Origin of the sequence: Aliidiomarina celeris (genome assembly GCF_003316875.1) — a bacterium.
Lineage (GTDB): Bacteria > Pseudomonadota > Gammaproteobacteria > Enterobacterales > Alteromonadaceae > Aliidiomarina > Aliidiomarina celeris.
This window is the reverse complement of record NZ_QMIL01000005.1, coordinates 42792-62597: the sequence shown is the minus strand read 5'-3', so window position 1 is coordinate 62597 and position 19806 is coordinate 42792. Positions and strand designations below refer to the sequence as shown.

Here is a 19806-nt window from a genome sequence, read left to right as displayed (position 1 = left end):
CTAGCGGCAGAATTAATTGGTCGACGGCAGCTCCATCACGCCGTCGATTTCAATTTGCGCACCCTTCGGTAAGGCACTCACTTGAATTGCTGCGCGAGCAGGGTAAGGCGTTTTAAAGTGCTTTGCCATGACCTCGTTTACCACGGCAAATTGACCCAAATCAGTCAAAAAAATATTCACTTTCACCATGTCTTGCAATTCGCCACCAGCCGCCTCGCATACAGCGGTTAAATTCTCAAATACTTGCTCCGCTTGCTCACGAAAGTTTTCACTCACCATTTCCATGGTACTGGGTACTAACGGAATTTGGCCCGACAAATAAACTGTAGTGCCTACTTTCACTGCTTGCGAATAGGTTCCAATAGCCGCAGGCGCGCGCTCCGTGGCAATAATTACTTTCGACATGAATGATTTTCCTTTTTATTTTCGCAGCCGTGACACACGTTGTACATGCTGCATTTTACGAATACGGCGCATCACATCGGCCAAGTGCTTACGATTGTTAATGGTAATCGCCACATCGATATAATAAATCGAGGAGTCGATTTCTTCGGTTTTCAAGCCTTGAATGTTGCAGCCGGTTTCTGCAATCACCGAGGTTAATCGCGCCAGTGCCCCTTGATGATTAACAATTTCCACTCGAACTTCCGACACAAACTGTGCTTCTGGTTTGTTGTCCCACTGAACAGGAAAATAACGGCCCGGTTCCTCTTCATGCCCGCGCACGTTTTTGCATTCCCGACGATGAATCACCAAGCCTTTGCCAGGGCTCACATGCGCAATAATATCGTCGCCTGGAATAGGCCTACAGCATTTGGCGAAGCTCAGCAGTAAGCCATCTGCACCTTTAATCGCGAGGCTTCGGCCGCGCTCATCGTCCTCGTCTGAGGCTGACCGCAAACGTTGATGGTCGCCCACTAAGCGTCGTGCTACCGCAACACTCATTAAATTGCCTAAGCCAATATCTTTCAATAAATCGTCGCGTCCGGCTTGTTTCATTTCTTTGGCCACACGCTCAAACTCGTGTTCGGCAATGTCGTCGTAGCGGAACGACCCCAGTGCAGCCCGCAGCAAGCGTTCCCCTAACAACAAGGCTTCGTTCGACTGCTGATTTTTCAAAAACTGACGTATTTTTAGCCGTGCCTTACCCGTCACGACAAAGTTCAGCCATGCAATATTCGGTCGCGACCCAGGCGCCGTGCGAATTTCTACGGTTTGCCCCGTTTCCAAAGGTTTACTCAGCGAATACGCCTTATGATTCACCCGAGCACCGATGCAGGTGTTGCCGATGTCGGTATGTACCGCGTAGGCAAAATCAACAGCCGTTGCACCTTGCGGCAACTCTATAATGCGCCCGTCTGGCGTGAATAGGTATATTTCATCAGGGAACAGCTCAGATTTTACATTCTCAATAAATTCAAACGAGCTGCCCGCACTTTGTTGCAGCTCCAGCAAACTTTGCATCCACTTGTGCGCTCTTGCTTGTGCGGTAGTGGTACCTACATCATCAGCATCTTTATACAGCCAGTGCGCCGCTACACCACGATCGGCCATTACATCCATTTCTTCGGTGCGTATTTGTATTTCTACCGGAATGCCATGCGGGCCTTTTAGCGAGGTGTGGAGCGACTGATACCCATTCGTTTTAGGAATCGCCACATAGTCTTTAAAACGCGTTTCGATTGGCTTGTAAAGGTTATGCACCGCGCCTAACACCCGGTAGCAGGTGTCAACCGAGTCCACCACAATACGAAAGGCAAAAATATCCATCACTTGGCTAAAGCGAAGCTCTTTGTTAAGCATTTTTTTATAAATACTATAAAGATGTTTTTCTCGCCCTTGCACTCTAGCTTCAATGCCAAGTTCACCTAACCGACTCATGATCTCGTGGTGAGTGCGCTCCAGTACCGCTTTACGATTACCCCGCGCTTTTTTCACTTCACTTTCAAGCAAGCGCGCACGCCAAGGGTACAATCCCCAAAAACCAAGTGTTTCGAGCTCTACTTTAATATCGTGAATACCCAAGCGATGGGCGAGCGGTGCGTAAATTTCTAAGGTTTCGCGGGCAATTCTGCGGCGCTTATCGGGGCGCAGATGTTCAATCGTACGCATGTTATGCGTACGGTCGGCGAGCTTAATGAGAATAACGCGAATATCTTGCACCATCGCCATAATCATTTTGCGATAATTCTCGATCTGGGCTTCTTCTTTACTATTGAACTGAAGCTTGTCGAGCTTCGAAACCCCTTCAACCAGCTCCGCCACCGTAGCACCGAATTCTTCGGCAAGATCTTCGCGGGTGAGTGGCGTGTCTTCAATTACGTCGTGTAACAGCGCTGCCATGAGCGTTTCGTGATCAAGCCGCATTTCCGCAAGCATAGTAGTAACTGCCACAGGGTGGGTTATATAAGGTTCTCCACTCGCTCGCTTCTGTGGCGCATGAGCGTCGAAAGCCACGTGGAATGCTCGCTCAACCCTGCTCGCTTGCTCTGCTGGCAAATAGGCTTCAACTTGCTTTCTTAACCCTTCATATAAATACACGTACTACTCTACCTTTATTCTCGCTACTACTTACAGCATAAGGCCTAGACGTTATTTTGCCAATAGTTTACAGCATGCTCCTTGAGCGCAAGGATCACAAACAAGAACGCGAGCTCAAAGCTCGCGTTCTTTTAAACTATCTACCGCCAGTAACTATTACTGCGTTACTTCTGGGCCGTCGCTTTGCTGAATAGCTGTCATTGCTGCTACTTCGGCTTCGTCTTGCGCATAACGAGCAGCTTGGTCTTCTTGGTCTAAGCGCGCTGCGTCTATCAATCCGGCTTCAATTTCACGTAAAGCAATAACCGTGGCTTTTTCGTTTGTGGTGTCTACCAATGGCGCTTTGCCGTAATTGGCGATTTGACGTGCGCGGCGAGCAGCAACCAATACCAGATCGAACCGGTTTCCAATTTTGTTTACTGCATCTTCAACTGTTACCCGTGCCATGTATGAACTCCGCTTCGGTAATTTGGTACTAGAAAAGGGTAATTATTGTACTGGAAACTGCCTATTCCGCCAAGAGATCTTGTAATATTTCGCGATATCTTATTTGCTGCTTTGAACGACGCATACGCTGGCTCAATACAATATGCTCAAAATTTTGCACGGAGTCGTCAAAATTCTCATTTACAATTAAGTAGCTAAATTCAGCATAATGCGACATTTCCGCTTGCGCTTTCGCCATTCGCTTAGCAATAACCTCGTCACTGTCTTGCCCACGAGCTCTTAAGCGGCGCTCCAATTCAGCATTCGACGGCGGTAAAATGAAAATAGTATGCACCCCAGGGTAAGCCGCTTTTACTTGCCGAGTACCTTGCCAGTCGATGTCGAGAAAAACGTCTACGCCGCTCTTTAAGGTTTTTTCAATGACTATTTTGGAGGTTCCATAGTAATGATCAAACACCTTCGCCCATTCATAAAACTCGCCAGCGGCCACTTGTTCGAGAAAGGTTTCTTCACTTACAAAATGGTAATGCACCCCGTTTTCCTCGCCCGGCCGAGGTTTTCGAGTTGTAGTACTCACAGACACTTGCATCGACCCGTCGTTATGGCGTTTAAGCAAGGCATTGATTAAACTCGACTTGCCTGCTCCACTTGGGGCCGCTACCACAAAAAGATTTCCGCTCACTGTCGACATGTTGTTACCGAAGGCTAACTAAAAGGTGCCCCATAAATTACAAGAAATAAGCAATAAACACCAATTTAAACACGCAGAATCACTAGGTTGAACGGTTTTTGTACGCTAAGCTAACCCCATTGCTACAAATAAAAAGTTACCTTAAGTAAAACACTTCACAAGGACTTGCTATGAACATTACCGCTATTATCGTTGCTGTCATCATTGTTGTACTTATTTTTGTTGTCATTCGCATATACAACCAGCTGGTAACCTTAAAAAACAGGTTCCAAAATGCGTTTGCGCAAATCGACGTGCAACTGAAGCGTCGCTACGACCTTATACCCAATCTTGTAGAAACCGCTAAAGCGTATTTAAGCCATGAGCGCGAAACCCTAGAGGCGGTTACCAATGCGCGTAATCAAGCCGCTTCAGCACTGAAGAACGCAAACGACAATCCGGGCAACTCCGGTGCTATGGCACAATTAGCCGGAGCTGAAGGTGCACTTGGCAGTGCACTTGGGCGCTTGAATGTGGTTATGGAAGCCTACCCAGACTTGAAAGCTAACCAGAACATGATGCAACTGAGCGAAGAGTTAACCAGTACAGAGAACAAAGTTGCATTTGCGCGGCAGTCATTTAACGACTCTGTGATGCAATATAATACGTATCGCCAGTCGTTCCCTACTGTGGTATTCGCCGGAATGTTTGGTCATGGCACAAACGCTTCATTGCTAGAATTCGAAGATCGTGAGCAAATTCAGCAGGCTCCCCAAGTAAAGTTTTAAGCTATGAACTTTTTTGAACACCAAGACATAGCAAGACGCAATACCCGCCTGCTCATCGTACTATTTGGGTTAGCGGTAGTTACCTTGGTCGGTCTTACGGGGCTGGTGGTTGCGGGTTTTATGGGGGGGATTGGCGCAAGCACTTCTTCACCGTATAACAGTCAGGCAACCACCGACTTTGTATGGCACTGGGACATCATTGTAGCCGCTTGCGGCGTTGTACTTTCCAGTATAAGCCTTGCTGTTTTGTATAAGTGGGCTGTACTTCGCCCCGGCGGCCGTGTAGTTGCTGAAAGTTTAGGTGGGCGCTTACTGTCCGCAGACAGTAACGAGCCACTAGAGCGTAAAGTTTTAAACGTGGTAGAGGAAATGGCTATCGCAGCCAATATGCCCGTGCCGCCAGTTTACTTACTGGACCAAGAGCCCAGCATTAATGCGTTCGCCGCTGGGTACAGCCCGAAAGACGCAGTGATTGGGCTAACCCGAGGCTGCGCCGAGCAACTCACACGAGATCAGTTACAGGGCGTGGTGGCTCACGAAATTGCGCACATATTGAATGGCGACATGCGCATGAACATTCGCATTATGGCCATTTTAAATGGCATTTTGTTTATCAGCCATGCAGGCTACTTACTGCTTCGTTCAGGTATGGTTTCCGCAGGCCGCCGGAATGACAAAAACCCGTTACCACTGTTGGGCATTGCACTTCTCATTATCGGCTCCATTGGTGTGTTATTTGGTAATATTATTAAAGCAGCCGTTAGTAGGCAGCGAGAATACCTCGCCGACGCTTCTGCGGTGCAGTTTACTCGCAACCCAGAAGGAATTGGCGGTGCATTACAGCAAATAGGCGCCGTTCAAAGTGGCAGTGAAATACAAAGCAAAAACGCCGACGAAGCTGCCCACTTGTTTTTCGGCCAAGCCATTAATCGCTGGGTGTCTATTTTCGCCACACACCCACCTCTTGCAAAGCGAATTAAACGCGTGTTACCGCAATGGAACGGCACGTTTCAAAGCAACACTGCTGAGCAACTTACGCTTACCAAAAACGAGAGTACAAGCCCTCAAACCCAATCCATAGGCCTTAGCGGACACAACGAGCAGCTTGCACGTTTGGCATTGTTGGCATCGCTACCCGAAACACTCTGCAACGAAGCTCGAGGCCACAACACAGCCGAAGGATTGCTACTTGCATTAATGTTAAGTGAAGCCCCCAAAGTGCAGGCCGAACAGTTGCAACTGATCACTGAACGACATGATGCAGAACTAAGCCAGCAAGCAGAGCAACACTTTAGCAAAGTGCAGGGGTTAACTACCGAGCAAAGGTTGCCACTCGTAGAAGTTGCCATGCCGGCGGTGAAAGCTCTTACTGCAAGCGAAAAACAATTGCTGTTAGGAACCTTACAGCAACTCAAACAGGTTGACCAAAGCGTATCATTGTATGAGTGGTGTTTAGCACAACTCGTAGAACGGTATTTGCGTGCAGACTTAAAGCCGAACTACAAAGTACCTCATGTGCGTTTAAAAGCACAAACCGACACGGAGCTAACGCTTTCTATACTCGCTTGGTATGGTCACGAGCAAAACGAGCATGCACACGCTGCTTTTAATGCCGGCGCTAAGTATTTCAAGTCATCATTACGGCCGATTACCACCCGGCCCTTTAGCTTTGGTGATCTTGCCGACGCTCTTGATCGCATTGATCACTGGCAAGCGCGGGCAAAAGAAAATTTAGTTAAGGCTTGGGTAGCTTGTGTCAAACACGACGGCAGCATTAATGCTGTGGAGCGAAAATTGCTGTTTACACTCGCCGCTTGCATAAGTGAGCCACTGCCAAATATACCAGAAAATTAAGCGCTTAACTTAATGTCGGAAAATACTGGTACGGATCATGCGAGGGGGGAGTCTTGCTGTACAGGGGGCCGTCCTTTCGTTGTCGGAGGAACAATTCAATTTCCTTTGTTTGGCACAATTTGTGATCCTGGGGATCCTTGTTATCGAGAGCCTGACGGCGACAATGATCAAGAGTAAAAGAGATAGGTAGCATGAAAAAAGATTCATTATTGAAGATTGGCCTCATTATAGGATTAGTATATGCGGTGTTTGTAGCTTCTGCGTTAGTTGCTTTCAATGTGGGACTCGAGGCTTCTGATCCTGAAACGATTGGTACTGGACTACTCCTTCCGATTTTATTAGCACAGATTGTACCTTGTTTGCTGATTTACCTTATTTCAGCTGCTCCAAGTACAATTATCCTTTTTAGAGCTAAAGACAAAAGCAAAACGTTTTTGTCTGAGAAGAAATGGCGACTTACATATAGAGCTAATTGTGTAATTTTAATGCTGAATATAATCATGCTGGTTAAACCTATTATTTTTCTGCCTTTTGCTCTAAGTGCATTGACATAGCTGGGAAAGGGCGATTTTAAGAGTTATTCAAGCGGATTTTGCGTATGTGTAAGATGGTCGACTTTAACGACAGACCAGTAGATACTAATATTACCCAATAGTACAATTTGACCAAGGATTCAACTGAAGAAAAATCAGCAAGCTCTCTTACGTCAAAAATAACATAAATGCTATGAGTAATAACAAATAAGCCAAGCACTAGTAGAGTGTTGGTCACAAATTCTCTAAGAAACACCAAGACAAAGCTCATAATGTTACTCCCGCGTAGTTGTTAGTGCATCATTCTTTCTGTAATTTCGCCTGAGCTGGAAAAGGTGCAGGTCAAAGTTTATCCTTTTGATTTACTGACCAAAGTAAATTGAAAGAGGAACCACAATGACCTGCGATATACAGAATAGATCGATTGGCGATGTTTTGGAATTATTAATTGAACAAGGCTTGGACGGTACAGCCGAAGCGATCAGTATTTTACTCAATGAAGCGATGCGGTTAGAGCGAGAGCGGCACCTTGGAGCGGGCCCCTGGGAGCGTTCAGAAGAGCGCCAAGGGTACGCCAACGGTTATAAGAAAAAGTCGCTCCAGAGTCGTTTTGGCAAGCTCGATTTAAGCATTCCGCAAACCCGCGACACGGATTTTTATCCAAGTAGTTTAGAGCGAGGCTTGCGCTCTGAGAAAGCGCTCAAGCTGGCATTAGCAGAGATGTATGTGCAAGGTGTGTCGACGCGTAAAGTGGCACGTGTGACTGAAGAGCTGTGCGGCTTTGAAATCAGCTCCACTCAAGTGAGTCGCGCCGCACATGAGCTCGATGTACACTTGCAACAGTGGCGATAGCGGCCGCTTGGCAATTTCCCGTATGTCGTGCTTGATGCACGCTATGAGAAAGTACGACACGGAGGCTCCGTAATTGATTGTGCTGTTTTAGTCGCGATGGGCGTCAACGAATCAGGACATCGAGAGCTTTTAGGTTGCTCGGTATCGCTTTCAGAGCAAGAAGTCCATTGGCGAGAGTTCTTGCTCAGCCTGAAAGATAGAGGCTTACACGGCATGAAACTCTTCGTTAGCGACGCCCATGAAGGGCTAAAAGCGGCACGCAAAAGTGTATTTCCGAGTGTGCCGTGGCAGCGTTGTCAGTTCCATTTGCAACAAAACGCGCAAAGTTATGTGCCCAAGCAGGCTATGAAAGCACAGGTGGCGGACGACATTCGCAGTGTCTTTGATGCGAAAACACCGGATGAAGCAAAACGCCATATTGAGTTGTTGTGTAAGAGGTATGAGAAAAGCGCGCCTAAGCTCGCAGTATGGGCCGAAACGGCGCTTCCTGAAGGGCTAGCTGTACTAGCTTTGCCTGCGGGACATCGTCGCCGTTTAAGAACAACCAACGCGCTTGAGCGCGTGAATAAAGAAATTAAACGCCGTACGCGCGTTGCAACTTTATTTCCAAATGAGGCCTCTTGCCTCAGATTAGTCACAGCCGTGATTATGGAGATATCGGACGAATGGAGCTCTGGTAAAAAGTACCTGACCATGGATGGAGCTGAATAGGTGAAATCAGAGGGTAAACTGGAAATTACAGACGAATTGTTGCTTTATCCATGTCATGAACACATGTTGAACAAATATGGTTTTATCGACATATAAGCTTGTCATGTCTATAGCAACGACATACACTCCTTGAATGAATGCTACATGTCGATATTTTCTAGGATTTTAAACATGACTTGGTATGCTGACCGCCCACATAATGAATTACCACTGTTGCCGCCCGATGACGAGCTATTAGAAACCAAGCCCGTACTCAAGGCTTGTATTGCGGCTAGGGCAGCTTTAGCTGAGTTAAAAAAGGCTGGAGAGCTTATACCGAACCAGAGCATGTTGATCAATTTATTGCCTCTACTTGAAGCAAAAGACAGCTCGGAGATTGAAAATATTGTCACTACTACAGATGAGCTTTTCAAACATGCGGCAGAAGACAAGGGGGCAGACCATGCCACAAAGGAGGCACTGCGTTACCGAACGGCACTCTACCAAGGATTTATGCAGTTAGAACGAAAGCCACTCTGTACGGCAACGGCCATTGAGGTGTGTAGCACACTTAAAAATACCCAGATGGACATTCGTAGGATGGCTGGCACTATTATTGGTAACCAGACAACCGGCGAGGTCATCTATACACCACCCGTGGGTGAGGCAGTGATTCGAGATCTCCTAACGAATTGGGAGCGCTTCCTGCACGAGAAAGACGATCTTGATCCGCTAATCAAAATGGCAGTGAGCCACTATCAGTTTGAAGCGATCCATCCTTTCTATGATGGTAACGGGAGAACCGGTCGTATTCTGAATGTTCTCTACCTCATTGAACAAAACTTATTGACCTTGCCCATACTTTACTTGAGCCGATATATTGTTCAAAACAAGCAAGACTACTATCGGCTCTTAAATAAAGTGACGCGAGACCAACAGTGGCAACCTTGGCTCTTGTTTGTACTGGAAGCGGTTGAGCGCACTGCTATGTGGACTTGTAACAAAATCGCCGCAGTGAAAGAGCTTATGCAGCGAACAAGCGACTATGTGAAGGAGCAACTTCCTAAAGTGTATAGTCATGAACTGGTTCAAGTGATTTTTGAGCAGCCTTACTGTCGGATTAGCAATCTGGTAGAGCGCGACATAGCAAAACGCCAGACGGCTTCAGTTTACTTGAAACAGCTATGCGATATCGGTGTGTTGCAAGAACTAACCTCTGGCAAGGAAAAGTTATTTGTGAATCCACGTTTAATGTCGTTAATGTCGCAAGACAAAAATACATATAAGGCTTTTAATTAATTGCTTTCGCATCGTGCTTTCGAGACTCGCAGTTTCCTGTGCTAACCTTACTTCAGATGTTGCGACACAAGAGGAATTCATGAATACGATCCACGCTTTTTTATTGGGTGCCTCTCCGTTGTTCGCCTATGCCTTGATAGGAATTTTCGTGTACTTAAGCCGAGATAAGTTTGCTCAGGCTAATGAAGAGTAGAAGAATAACAGTAAGCGTCGCTAGTCTGTGAGCTCAATATTCCAAGGCAGCAGGTAGTCGATATCATCGTCGCCTGTGATAAGCGGCCATTGCTCGAACAAGCGCATGAGGTAGTCAATGGGCCCTTTCAGCCCTATCGGGTCACTTTGCAAGTAGCGCCCGGTTCCTGGGTCGTAGTCTCTAAAATAGTTATACCAGCTCTGCTTTTCGTCGTCCCTGTATTGGCCGGGCAGCCCGATGTTAAAGTCACCTATGGTGCTCATCAACACGGCTCGGTCAAACGCTTCAAGCTGTGCTCGCCACAGCACCCCCCATAAACCCAGCTGCGCCGCCAGCTACCGAACCAGCAAGTACACCTTCGCTAAATGCTTTAATAGCCCAATTTGAAACTACATTGAAAAACGCCGGCGGCGGCCGCTATCACGCGCCAGTATTTTTTGAGCGCTTTAAACAAATACCCACTCGGGTCAGTGTAGCTCAGTGGCTTTTTTTAAAACATGAGCTGAAAGCACATAGCTATAACGGTTAAAGTTCTGGCTGTTGCTCGGGCTTTGTACGAATGGGTCGGCTTGTAGGAAGCGGCCAATGTGCGGATACTCGGCGCTTCCTTGCGCCTCGCCCCTGCGGGGCCGTTACTTACGTAACGTTCAAAATTGCTCCGGGCAATTTTGTCGTAAATTCGGCCCCCCATTTGCACTACGCTGGCGTGGTCTATCTGCTCGTGACCGGTGTAGCCTTTGTGAGTGAGACTTAATATCGACGCCAAGTTGAAGCTCACAGCCTGGTAGTTGCTTTTAAACACCGCACGTCGTTTACCAAAGGCATCGAAGCTAAGCTTTTCTTCTACTTGCCCCGCGTCATTGGTAATCACATCCACGCTGCCTAAATGGTCTGTGTATACATAGCGGGTGGTGATGCTTTCACCGCGCTTCTCCACAATAGCATTGCCCAAATTACGCCGGAACCAACTTTCCCCGCCTTCACTGATGAGCTCCGCTATGCCATGCTGGGTAATGGTGGTGGTTTTGCCCTGCTCGGTGCTGGTGCTGCTTTCCGTATGGGCCGGCTTTATCCAACTATCAAACTCTATTGGAGCTAAGTCTTTAGCAGTAGCCTTTGCTACCATACTTTAAACTTATATCTATGGAGAATTGCCTTCCATACAGCCATAAATCCTCACTTTTGCAGGTAATATTTATTGAACAAAAGTAATATTACCTCTAGCATCCATTACAACTCGTTTATTCTTTAAATCGGAATTCTGATAATTGTCTGGAAACAACCAAGCTTGCATATCATAAAGCAATTCCATGTCATCTAGCGGTAATTGAATTTCTTGACCCGCGACCAGGTACGACTCAATAAACTGCTCACTTTCTACCAATATCTCTCTTTGACCATAAATATCACTTGTTCTCGTTACAAAGAACACCGACCTGGCGTTCTCTCCGGACCAGTCTCTAGCCGCCACTTTGATGAGCCAAAACTCATAGAATTCTTCGTCAACTTCTTCGCGGTACAAGTTATGGATATCGTAATTAATCCCCCTAGCTTTGATTCTAAATTGCGCCAAATAGCGATCAGTCTCAATCCATGGGTCAACCCACAGTTGCACACCAAAATCATAAATTAGCTTTCTTTGGATAGCATCTTTTCCACCATCATCGAAAGTACTAACACCCTCGCTGATAGTCCAGCGTCCGGCACTTTTCATGTTTTCAATCATTTTATTTCTATAAAACTCGTCGTCCACCGAACCCGCATTTCCATAAGCCGATATGCCTATCATCGATATGCATATCACAAAGAAAAGCACTAAATATCTCATTTCCTTCACTATCAATTCCCTCACTTAAAATATGGGTCTACATCAGCAGCCTTGTGTGCCCGTATCTGATCAGGACCGAAGAACTTGAATATATCCGTATGCGAACGGTATGAACGCCCCTGCCGGGTTAGTAACTGGAACGCTCCGGTGTTGATTCACAGGGTTTAACATATTCCTTTTTTAGCTGAATTTCATCGCCCCTGAACCAAACTAGTTCCTCATTCCAGTTGAGGGATGGCCTGCTAAAACAAACGGGGGGAGAGACGTTGCGTCCAGGAATATCAATACCGGGAATAGCAAGAACCAATTGTGCACAAGCCCCGGCTCCCCACTGCCAGCGTTCCTTAACTTCGATGATAGTGATCTCTGTGCCTTTGGGTATATCAGCCTTGCTTTTTGTCGCACAGTAGTGCGATGTGTGGGGTGACAAAATCAAATCACCTATTTCCCAACAACCAGCCGAATTTTCCCAAATCTGCATATCCTGTTGCAGCACATAGCATTGCCCAATCGTTTCCCGGTAAGGGGATTCATCCGATATATCCTTAATAGAGGTGCAGCCATTGATTAACAGCAGCCCCATGGCGAATGAAAAGCTTCTTAGTTGCACCCTTGCCCCCTCGTATGCCATTGCTCGACGTACAACCTCCTGTCATGAGCATTTCCGATACTCCCACCTCCACGGCACAGAAGCTGGGTATTCGGTTGAAACCAAGCACCGAGACGCCCCATACAAATAGGATCTCCCTGCATACAACCGCCCTTACTGCCAGCCGCCGCCACATTGAACCAAGGTACTACCGGCAATGACTGCAAAGTTCCACTCTGGATATAACCTTGCCTCAACAGATTATTGACACGCATTGCTCCTAGACTATGGCCTGTCAAATGCCCATTGTTCGGCAAGTTATTAACGGCGCTCAAAGCAACCGCATCCAGCAACCCCTGAGTTCCTAATAACCAATCATTGACATCCCACAACACGCCCTTTGCTCCTGACAGTGGCCCGCCTGTTCTTTTAGTAAAGCCTTCCATAAGCCCGGTGTCGGCTCTGTAAGTCGTCCCTGCCACTTCAAGCCCTATCTTGGAATTGAGCGCCAAAATTAGGTTCAGCTCTTGCAAGCTCAAACCATTTTTAGTCGCGAAGCGTGTTAACTCGGATTGCGCTTTGTATTGCCCGTAACTACCTACCGCATTTTGCACCCAACCGCCAAAATCTTCACCTAAACTCCCGGAGATATACATCAACGCCTGACCCATATTTGGATTGTGTGCCGCAACGATATTTATTCCCAAGCGAACCGTCACTTGACTCGCTGTCGGTGCTGCCGGTCCGCCTGATGGCGTAAACGCCCATGTTGAAGCGCCGGCAACCGCTGCGCCCCGCAATAGACTAGAGCCGAGAATACATAGCTGTAGCGGTTTAAGTTCTGGCTATTGCTTGATGCTAGTTCGTTCCGTTGGCATCCTCCGGCCAAAAAGCATTTTCAATCTGTTCGTAAACGCTTCTTAGCCAATACCCATTGGGGTCAAGTATTCTGATATACTCGTTTTCATCATAAGCGAGTACGCCGAACAAAGGGTCGCTTTCATAACGTTCAAATTCTTCAGTTTTTGTATCGGACTCAGATATCACCGCTATAAGGAAGATACCTCGTTCAGCATCCTCTGACTCCCGTTCAAGAATGAAGTGGCTTTTCGAGGAGGATATGCTCCTTCCCCATGTTTTCGGATTAAAACTTTCTCTGGTGCAAGAGATGCAGCTTTCAACCATACCGCTCCCTATCATCCCACTTACCCAAAAAACAGGCCCACAGCTCTCACGCCGATAAACATGCTGAGGAATATCGGAAAAATACGAACTTCTTCCGTTAGCTTGCGAGGTCTCCATGTACCGATCAGGCAATAAAATTCTCAGATTAGAAAATTCAACCTTCAGTCCCTCAATAGATTCTGAAGATTCACGGGCTGAAAGGCTTGCAAATTCACGTTGAAAAAAAGCATCAAAATCACAACTGAGTGCTGTGTATTCATCCTCTCCAACCAATCGTACTGGGAAAGTTACCAACCCAATCATCAGCAAGAAAATCATAAGATAAATACGCATACTTTAATTACTCTCTTTACCTAACTGCCGTTGATGCTCGTAAAAATTCAACAGTTGCTTATGGTTAATTTGTCGAGTTGGTTGTGGAGTTGGAGTGATTGAGCCTCTCAACAGCTTTGGTCTGACAAGGAAACAACATCCTCCGCCGTATCTAAGAAAGCTTGTATTTCCTGAGCCGTAATAAGGTCACCATGAAATTCTTTAATAAACTCAAAAAGCTTTTTATATCCGTTATTGCACTGAAAATTTGCGCTTAACTGCCCATCGTATCGACTAAGCAAAGCAACCAATTGCGGGTCAAGCAACATAAATGCAAAATCTAAAAGTTTAACACCTTCTGCTGTACTTGAATTCGCATCCACACCGGTATCTAACAGCAACTCTACAAGCTCATACTGTTTGCGAGACATTGCAATTACAAATACTTTTACTGCAAGCTCGGTGTTATCCTCAAGGAAACTTAGCTCCTCAGAAAGAATAGACTCAAACGCAGCATAGTCGTCTAAAAAAGCTGCTGCTAGCAAACGATCAATCCTTGGCTCGGGAGCCATCAAAATCGAATCAGCTGTGAAGTGCTCCGTAATCTCAGCGGTATCTATTGATTTAAAGAAAAGCCTATCTCCCTCGTAGTAATGAGGCGGGATCAATAATGGATACCCCCCATTCTCAGGCAGGCCCCTTGTATCGAAAGAAGTGCCGGTGCATGGGTCTGAATATCTATTCTGTTCAGTGTCGTACACCACCATGCAAAAACGAGGTGCAGCAATTGCATAAAAAACGGCTATATCCGGACGTTTTGACCGAAAATGATGGGTGTAAATTTCAGACTCAGCGAGCATAAAATTTGCTTGCTTTACATTAAAAGCAATCGCAAACATCGAAATAGCTTGAAACCAGTTATCTTCCCCATCGACAAGTTGCCCTGCTTCCAACTGCATTTGAGTTCTTTTATGCACCAACACTGGTATTCCATCAATATTGAATATGACAGGCTCGCCTACAGGAATCTTTGTGATATCAACGTCTAAACCCTCAGCTTTAAGGTGAAGACTAAAAATCATGTACAGCAGGCATCCTACAACGAGACGTTTGAATGACAGGTTAAAATCAATCGTTCTCACGTTAAAATCCTCGCCTACTTTGACAATCAATCATACACGCTTGATAGTTATTTAAAGCTGCTGACGCTGCGGTACCTAACTTTATCACTGGAACCAACCTTCCAAAACCTACAGCGAAGCTACTAACATCTTCTACAGGACTATGTTGAAGCACCCCAACTCCTTTCCCATAATAGTTGGAAAACTCAATAGCAGAATTAATTGCGGCATTATTTGCACTCCCACTCATATCACCTCCAAGCAATGTCGCCCCAACACTTAAGCTTGGACAAATGAGCTTGCAGTAATTCTCTGATTTTGCTTCTATTATACTCTCCGTTGCCGAGCTACCGAACGCAACTTCAAGTGCTCGCATATTTGCAGGCTGTATGGTCCAATTACCATCCTCAGTCCGAACTGTAGTCCAATTACCACCCTGGGCGTTCAGCTCTCTAGCCTGCCTATTAGCTTGGGCTTTGGACTGAACTTCACTTAACTGCGAACCCGCTTCATTCACAATATACTGCAGTGCTGCCGTGAACGCGCCATTCGAGAATTTATTACCGGTAATACGAGATGCGGTGCCACCAATAATGGCTTGTCTTAATGAATTTCCAATCACCTTGTGCGGGCTTTCGGTGTCCATGTTCCATGTTTTACCCGCCCATTTGGTAAACCCGGCACTAAAAAAGCCATGGCCAAAATTACCGCCGTGTAGTTTCATTTTTTCTCTGCCTGCCGAAGAAACAGCCAAAGCGTGCAGGGTTAAACGAAACACTGTTAATCAGCGCAGGGCACTAAAGCTACATACTCAGGGTTAAAAACAATTCCTGATTCTGCATCAAACCCTTGCGTGATCCACCAAGGGCTTGGGTGCAATATCCCGCATACGGGTAAGTCTGCCAACAAACCCCTCTGCTCACCCGATAAGATGCTCACTTCAATCCGAAGGCAGTCACCTGTTGAGCCCCGCCCTTGTTTCATCACTCTGACTATCTGGAGATCACTGCCCATTGTTAAAAGCGTTTCAGGCTGGTTTTTGATACAACGACCACCTGATAATCGAGTTGATATTAAGTAATCCCCAGTACCGGCAGGGCAGTTACTTCTATGAATAAACGCATTTGTATTCGTTCGCAAACAACTGCCAACCAATTCGGACGGTAGGTTTTTAGTTCCCGTGCAACCGACCACAGACAAACCCAAACCTAACCAGCAAATCTGTTGTAAAGTTAACATGTGCCCCCCCCAGTTTTCTTGGTAACCGCCTACAGTACAAATTTTATGATTACGGCCCACCCAGTTCCACCAGCTTGGGCTTGGAACATTACTTGTTCCCGGCCGAATGAGTGTCATGGCGCGGGTGCCACAAATCATATCCATGCTGGCACAATAGCCATTACTGCCTGCCGCTGGATAAGCAAATCCGGGCAAGGATAGCAGAGTGGCTGATTGGATATGCCCCGTCCTTAGGAGATTATTCGCTCGCCATGCTCCGAGGCTATGACCTGTTAGGTGTCCACTTGCAGGTAAGTTGTTGACTATACTTAAGGAGACAGCATCCAGTAGGCCCTGAGCATTTAGCAAGGTATCGTTAATATCCCAGATAACTCCTAAACTACGCTAAGTTCACTCAGTCGCAAAAATATGATCCAATCAGTAGAATCAACTTCCAAATGTGAATATTCCTCTCTCAAATCTAAACCTACCCAAAATCTAAATACGTTGGACGACTCATTAAGTTAACTAAGGTGCGAATTCTAAAGAGGGCTTTGACAAGGCTGCACATACGTATCTTTTAACTCGAAGTTATCTCCTAGCGCCCACCATTCAGTCATAGGTACATCGTTCCAATTCAAAAAATGGACATGACCACAGACAGGTAAAGATATTTCTTGTTCAGTAATTGGTGAACCAGAGTGTTCAATTAAGATCTGAGGACAATATTCCCCTGTTGCTTTTTGCCGCATAGTAACCGCGACGATGTTTATGTCTGTCCCTTTCGGCAAAACACCAAGCCTATCTTGTAAACAATGTACACGCTGGTGAGGTGTTAACAACAAGTCCCCCATAATCCAGCAACCTCCAGCCGTACTCATTACATTCATATCCTGTTGAATTTCATAACACCGACCAATGAGTTCTTGATAAGGCTCTTCGCTCGAGATATCGGTAATCTTATCTCCTCCATTTAAAAGCAGAAGAACAGGCACAACAGCATAAGAACTACAGCCATTTAATAAAACTACAAATAGAGCTATGAATAACATCCTTCCATGCATATTGCGTTCCTTCACGGCAATTGATCTTAAAAATCTTTAGTTCATTCACGACATGGCTTCACATAGTCTTCTCTAAGCTCAATAGTGTCACCTCGTCGGAAGTAGGAGCGCCGATCGCCTTCTCTCCAATCAAGAATTCCAACCACTTCACACAGCGGGGCGCTAAGAGACTCTAAGTTCAAGGTACTAGAGTCAACAGCGTCAAAAATCATGGTGGCGCACGTGTATGGGATAGCTTTTCTGATGTGCACTCCAGAAATAATAACTTCACTGCCTTTTGCTAACTCCCCAACCTTGTCTTCTAGGCAATATGCCCTCAGGTAAGGTGTAATAACTTCCTCACCAATTGCAGCACAGCGTCCTTGTGTACGAACAATATTCATATCTTGTTGCAGGACATAACATTCGCCCACCATATCTTCATAGGGTCGCTCATTTGATAAGTCAGTAATTGAAGTACAACCGCTCGTTAGCAAACCTAATAAGCCTACAATAAGAATATGAAACGTGGCTTTCATCGAAACTTCCTCAAACTGGTTCGTTTATCGTTACATTCATTATTCACACGGTTTGACATATTCTTCCTTTAAATAAATTTCAGATCCTCTAGACCATAAAAATTCTTTCCCCCAGCTAAATTCGTTTACCCTTGAACAAACAGGAGGAGAAACTTCACGTCCCGGTATTTCAATGTCCGGTATTTCGAGAATCAACTGCGGGCACCTTCCGATACTCCATTCAACACGCTCTTTAATCGCACTGATAGTGACCTCAGTTCCTTTTGGAACCTCTCCCATATTTCCATCAAAACAGAAACCCGTTCCATCAATTGACAACACCAAGTCCCCTACTACCCAACAAGTTTCTTGAATGAGCATGTCCTGTTGCAAAACATAGCATTGCCCTATCATTTCCTGGTAGGGCGACTCATGAGATATATCGGTTACTGAAGTACACCCGATGCTTAGACAAAACAGCATCCCAACTGTGGATGCTCTTATTAATTGCATGACAATCCCCTCGTGTGCCACTGACTAACATACAGCTCGCTATCGTGAGCGGCCAATATACTATTTCCGTTTAGGCATAGACGTTGAACGCTAGGCTGCAACATCGCTCCAAAGCTCCCTAAGCAAATTGGATCAAATTGCATACATCCTCCTACACTTCCAGCAGCAGCAACATTGAACCAAGGTACTACCGGCAATGACTGCAAAGTTGCACTCTGGATATAACCTTGCCTCAACAGATTATTGACACGCAGTGCTCCTAGACTATGCCCTGTCAAATGACCAGTACTCGGCAAATTGTTAATCGCACTCAAAGTTACTGCATCCAGAAGCCCTTGCGTACCAAGAAGCCAATCATTTACATCCCAAAGCACTCCTTTCCATCGGTCTAATTGCCCTCCATGGCGTTGACCAAATCCATATATTACTCCTTCTTCATAAGAGTAAGTCGTCCCCGCCACTTCAAGCCCCAGTTTGGAGTTAAGCCCCAAAATCAAGTTCAACTCTTGCAAGCTCAAACCATTTTTAGCCGCAAAGCGTGTTAACTCGGATTGCGCTTTGTATTGCCCGTAACTACCTACCGCATTTTGCACCCAACCGCCAAAATCTTTACCTAAACTCCCGGAGATATACATCAACGCCTGACCCATATTCGGATTATGTGCCGCAACGATATTTATTCCCAAGCGAATCGTCATTTGACTCGCTGTCGGTGCTGCCGGTCCGCCTGATGGCGTAAACGCCCATGTTGAAGCGCCGGCAACCGCTGCGCCCCGCAAGGCCTGACTAGAGGATGCGCCATGAGCGCGCGCAACATTATAAGTTCCCGCGGCTGAACAAGCGGGCGCCCACGGGCCACAGAACAGAGAACCAATACTCACAATGGTTTGACTGATATCAGCACCCAATGCTTTAAACACCCCACGAATGACACGTTTAAAAGGCGAAGCAAGCTTCTTAAACAAATACCCACTCGGGTCAGTGTAGCTCAGCGGATTATTCAGTACATAGCTGTAGCGGTTAAAGTTTTGGCTGTTGCTCGGGCTTTGTACGAATGGGTCGGCTTGTAGGAAGCGGCCTATGTGGGGATACTCGGCGCGTCCATGCGCCTCGCCCCTGCGGGGCCGTTACTGCGTAACGTTCAAAATTGCTCCGGGCAATTTTGTCATAAATGCGCCCACCCATTTGCACTACGCTGGCGTGGTCTACCTGCTCATGGCCGGTGTAACCTTTGTGCGTGAGGCTTAATATCGAGGCCAAGGTAAAGTTCACGGCTTGGTTATTGCTTTTAAACACCGCACGGCGCTTACCAACGGCATCGAAGCTAAGTTTTTCTTCGACTTGCCCCGCGTCATTGGTAATCACATCCACACTGCCTAAATGGTCTGTGTATACGTACCGTGTTGTTACACTGTCGCCTCGCCGCTCAACAATGGCATTGCCTAAGTTACGGCGGAACCACGTTTGTCCGCATTCACTTATCAGTTCGGTGACTCCATGCTGTGTAATGGTAAAACGGTCATCAAAACTGACCCGCCACTGTCTGAATGGGTAGCCCGAAATCGGTAATCGGATGAAACCGAAACACCTAATCGGCTGCACTGAAATCAGC

Annotated in this window: 21 protein-coding genes and 1 pseudogene; 5 read left to right on the top strand and 17 right to left on the bottom strand. The window is 46.4% G+C overall.

Translation table 11 applies throughout. The annotated features are described in order from the left end of the window. Positions 1 to 12 precede the first annotated feature (12 nt). From ridA to gmk, 4 genes are all read right to left on the bottom strand, one after another. Positions 13 to 405 (bottom strand): RidA family protein, encoded by a 393-nt coding sequence (ridA, locus tag DQW12_RS10270; RefSeq protein ID WP_113907777.1) that lies wholly within the window; start codon positions 403 to 405, stop codon positions 13 to 15. 15 nt (positions 406 to 420) lie between these two features. Beyond that, the gene (gene spoT, locus DQW12_RS10265; protein WP_113907776.1) at positions 421 to 2541 is read right to left on the bottom strand and encodes a bifunctional GTP diphosphokinase/guanosine-3',5'-bis pyrophosphate 3'-pyrophosphohydrolase; all 2121 of its coding nucleotides are present in this window, start codon (positions 2539 to 2541) and stop codon (positions 421 to 423) included. A gap of 156 nt (positions 2542 to 2697) precedes the next feature. Continuing rightward, complete coding sequence (gene rpoZ, locus DQW12_RS10260; protein WP_113907775.1) at positions 2698 to 2988, bottom strand: DNA-directed RNA polymerase subunit omega; 291 nt, start codon at positions 2986 to 2988, stop codon at positions 2698 to 2700. Positions 2989 to 3049: 61 nt separating this feature from the next. After that, positions 3050 to 3679 (bottom strand): guanylate kinase, encoded by a 630-nt coding sequence (gmk, locus tag DQW12_RS10255; RefSeq protein ID WP_113907774.1) that lies wholly within the window; start codon positions 3677 to 3679, stop codon positions 3050 to 3052. Positions 3680 to 3849: 170 nt separating this feature from the next. Here gmk and DQW12_RS10250 point away from each other — a divergent pair, with 170 nt between their 5' ends. The 5 genes and pseudogenes from DQW12_RS10250 to fic all read left to right on the top strand — a co-directional run bounded on the left by DQW12_RS10250 (position 3850) and on the right by fic (position 9674). After that, positions 3850 to 4446, top strand: coding sequence for a LemA family protein (locus DQW12_RS10250; RefSeq protein WP_113907773.1), 597 nt, complete (start codon positions 3850 to 3852; stop codon positions 4444 to 4446). Between the two features lie 3 nt (positions 4447 to 4449). After that, positions 4450 to 6300, top strand: a complete 1851-nt coding sequence (locus tag DQW12_RS10245; protein ID WP_113907772.1) for a M48 family metallopeptidase — start codon at positions 4450 to 4452, stop codon at positions 6298 to 6300. Positions 6301 to 6491: 191 nt separating this feature from the next. Continuing rightward, complete coding sequence (locus DQW12_RS10240) at positions 6492 to 6854, top strand: hypothetical protein (protein WP_113907771.1); 363 nt, start codon at positions 6492 to 6494, stop codon at positions 6852 to 6854. A gap of 375 nt (positions 6855 to 7229) precedes the next feature. Next, positions 7230 to 8396: pseudogene (locus tag DQW12_RS10235) on the top strand (IS256 family transposase). Between the two features lie 171 nt (positions 8397 to 8567). Further along, entirely contained in the window at positions 8568 to 9674 is a 1107-nt protein-coding gene (gene fic / locus DQW12_RS10230) for a protein adenylyltransferase Fic (RefSeq protein WP_113907770.1), read from the top strand. A gap of 213 nt (positions 9675 to 9887) precedes the next feature. Here fic and DQW12_RS10225 read toward each other — a convergent pair whose 3' ends face one another. The 13 genes from DQW12_RS10225 to DQW12_RS13475 form a co-directional block, all read right to left on the bottom strand. Next, the gene (locus DQW12_RS10225; RefSeq protein ID WP_113907873.1) at positions 9888 to 10130 is read right to left on the bottom strand and encodes an RHS repeat-associated core domain-containing protein; all 243 of its coding nucleotides are present in this window, start codon (positions 10128 to 10130) and stop codon (positions 9888 to 9890) included. A 227-nt stretch (positions 10131 to 10357) separates the two neighbouring features. After that, positions 10358 to 10993 (bottom strand): hypothetical protein, encoded by a 636-nt coding sequence (locus DQW12_RS10220; protein ID WP_113907769.1) that lies wholly within the window; start codon positions 10991 to 10993, stop codon positions 10358 to 10360. 69 nt (positions 10994 to 11062) lie between these two features. Continuing rightward, positions 11063 to 11704 (bottom strand): hypothetical protein, encoded by a 642-nt coding sequence (locus tag DQW12_RS10215; protein ID WP_157957904.1) that lies wholly within the window; start codon positions 11702 to 11704, stop codon positions 11063 to 11065. 118 nt (positions 11705 to 11822) lie between these two features. Next, positions 11823 to 12305, bottom strand: a complete 483-nt coding sequence (locus DQW12_RS10210) for a hypothetical protein (RefSeq protein ID WP_157957903.1) — start codon at positions 12303 to 12305, stop codon at positions 11823 to 11825. Further along, on the bottom strand, positions 12296 to 13003 hold the full coding sequence (locus DQW12_RS10205; protein ID WP_113907766.1) for a hypothetical protein: 708 nt from the start codon (positions 13001 to 13003) through the stop codon (positions 12296 to 12298). Before DQW12_RS10205 ends, DQW12_RS10210 begins: the two co-directional genes overlap by 10 nt. 139 nt (positions 13004 to 13142) lie before the next feature. Beyond that, positions 13143 to 13802 (bottom strand): hypothetical protein, encoded by a 660-nt coding sequence (locus DQW12_RS10200; RefSeq protein ID WP_113907765.1) that lies wholly within the window; start codon positions 13800 to 13802, stop codon positions 13143 to 13145. A 107-nt stretch (positions 13803 to 13909) separates the two neighbouring features. Next, positions 13910 to 14923, bottom strand: a complete 1014-nt coding sequence (locus DQW12_RS10195) for a hypothetical protein (protein ID WP_113907764.1) — start codon at positions 14921 to 14923, stop codon at positions 13910 to 13912. A gap of 1 nt (position 14924) precedes the next feature. Then, positions 14925 to 15680 (bottom strand): hypothetical protein, encoded by a 756-nt coding sequence (locus DQW12_RS10190; RefSeq protein WP_157957902.1) that lies wholly within the window; start codon positions 15678 to 15680, stop codon positions 14925 to 14927. A gap of 982 nt (positions 15681 to 16662) precedes the next feature. Beyond that, complete coding sequence (locus tag DQW12_RS10185; RefSeq protein ID WP_113907762.1) at positions 16663 to 17184, bottom strand: hypothetical protein; 522 nt, start codon at positions 17182 to 17184, stop codon at positions 16663 to 16665. Positions 17185 to 17225: 41 nt separating this feature from the next. Next, positions 17226 to 17702, bottom strand: a complete 477-nt coding sequence (locus DQW12_RS10180) for a hypothetical protein (RefSeq protein ID WP_113907761.1) — start codon at positions 17700 to 17702, stop codon at positions 17226 to 17228. A gap of 39 nt (positions 17703 to 17741) precedes the next feature. Continuing rightward, positions 17742 to 18194 (bottom strand): hypothetical protein, encoded by a 453-nt coding sequence (locus tag DQW12_RS10175; RefSeq protein WP_113907760.1) that lies wholly within the window; start codon positions 18192 to 18194, stop codon positions 17742 to 17744. Next, the gene (locus tag DQW12_RS10170) at positions 18185 to 19276 is read right to left on the bottom strand and encodes an RHS repeat-associated core domain-containing protein (protein WP_113907759.1); all 1092 of its coding nucleotides are present in this window, start codon (positions 19274 to 19276) and stop codon (positions 18185 to 18187) included. Before DQW12_RS10170 ends, DQW12_RS10175 begins: the two co-directional genes overlap by 10 nt. Beyond that, a complete protein-coding gene (locus tag DQW12_RS13475; protein WP_157957900.1) occupies positions 19215 to 19796 on the bottom strand; it encodes a hypothetical protein in 582 nt (193 codons plus the stop codon). Before DQW12_RS13475 ends, DQW12_RS10170 begins: the two co-directional genes overlap by 62 nt. Between the last annotated feature and the right edge of the window lie 10 nt (positions 19797 to 19806).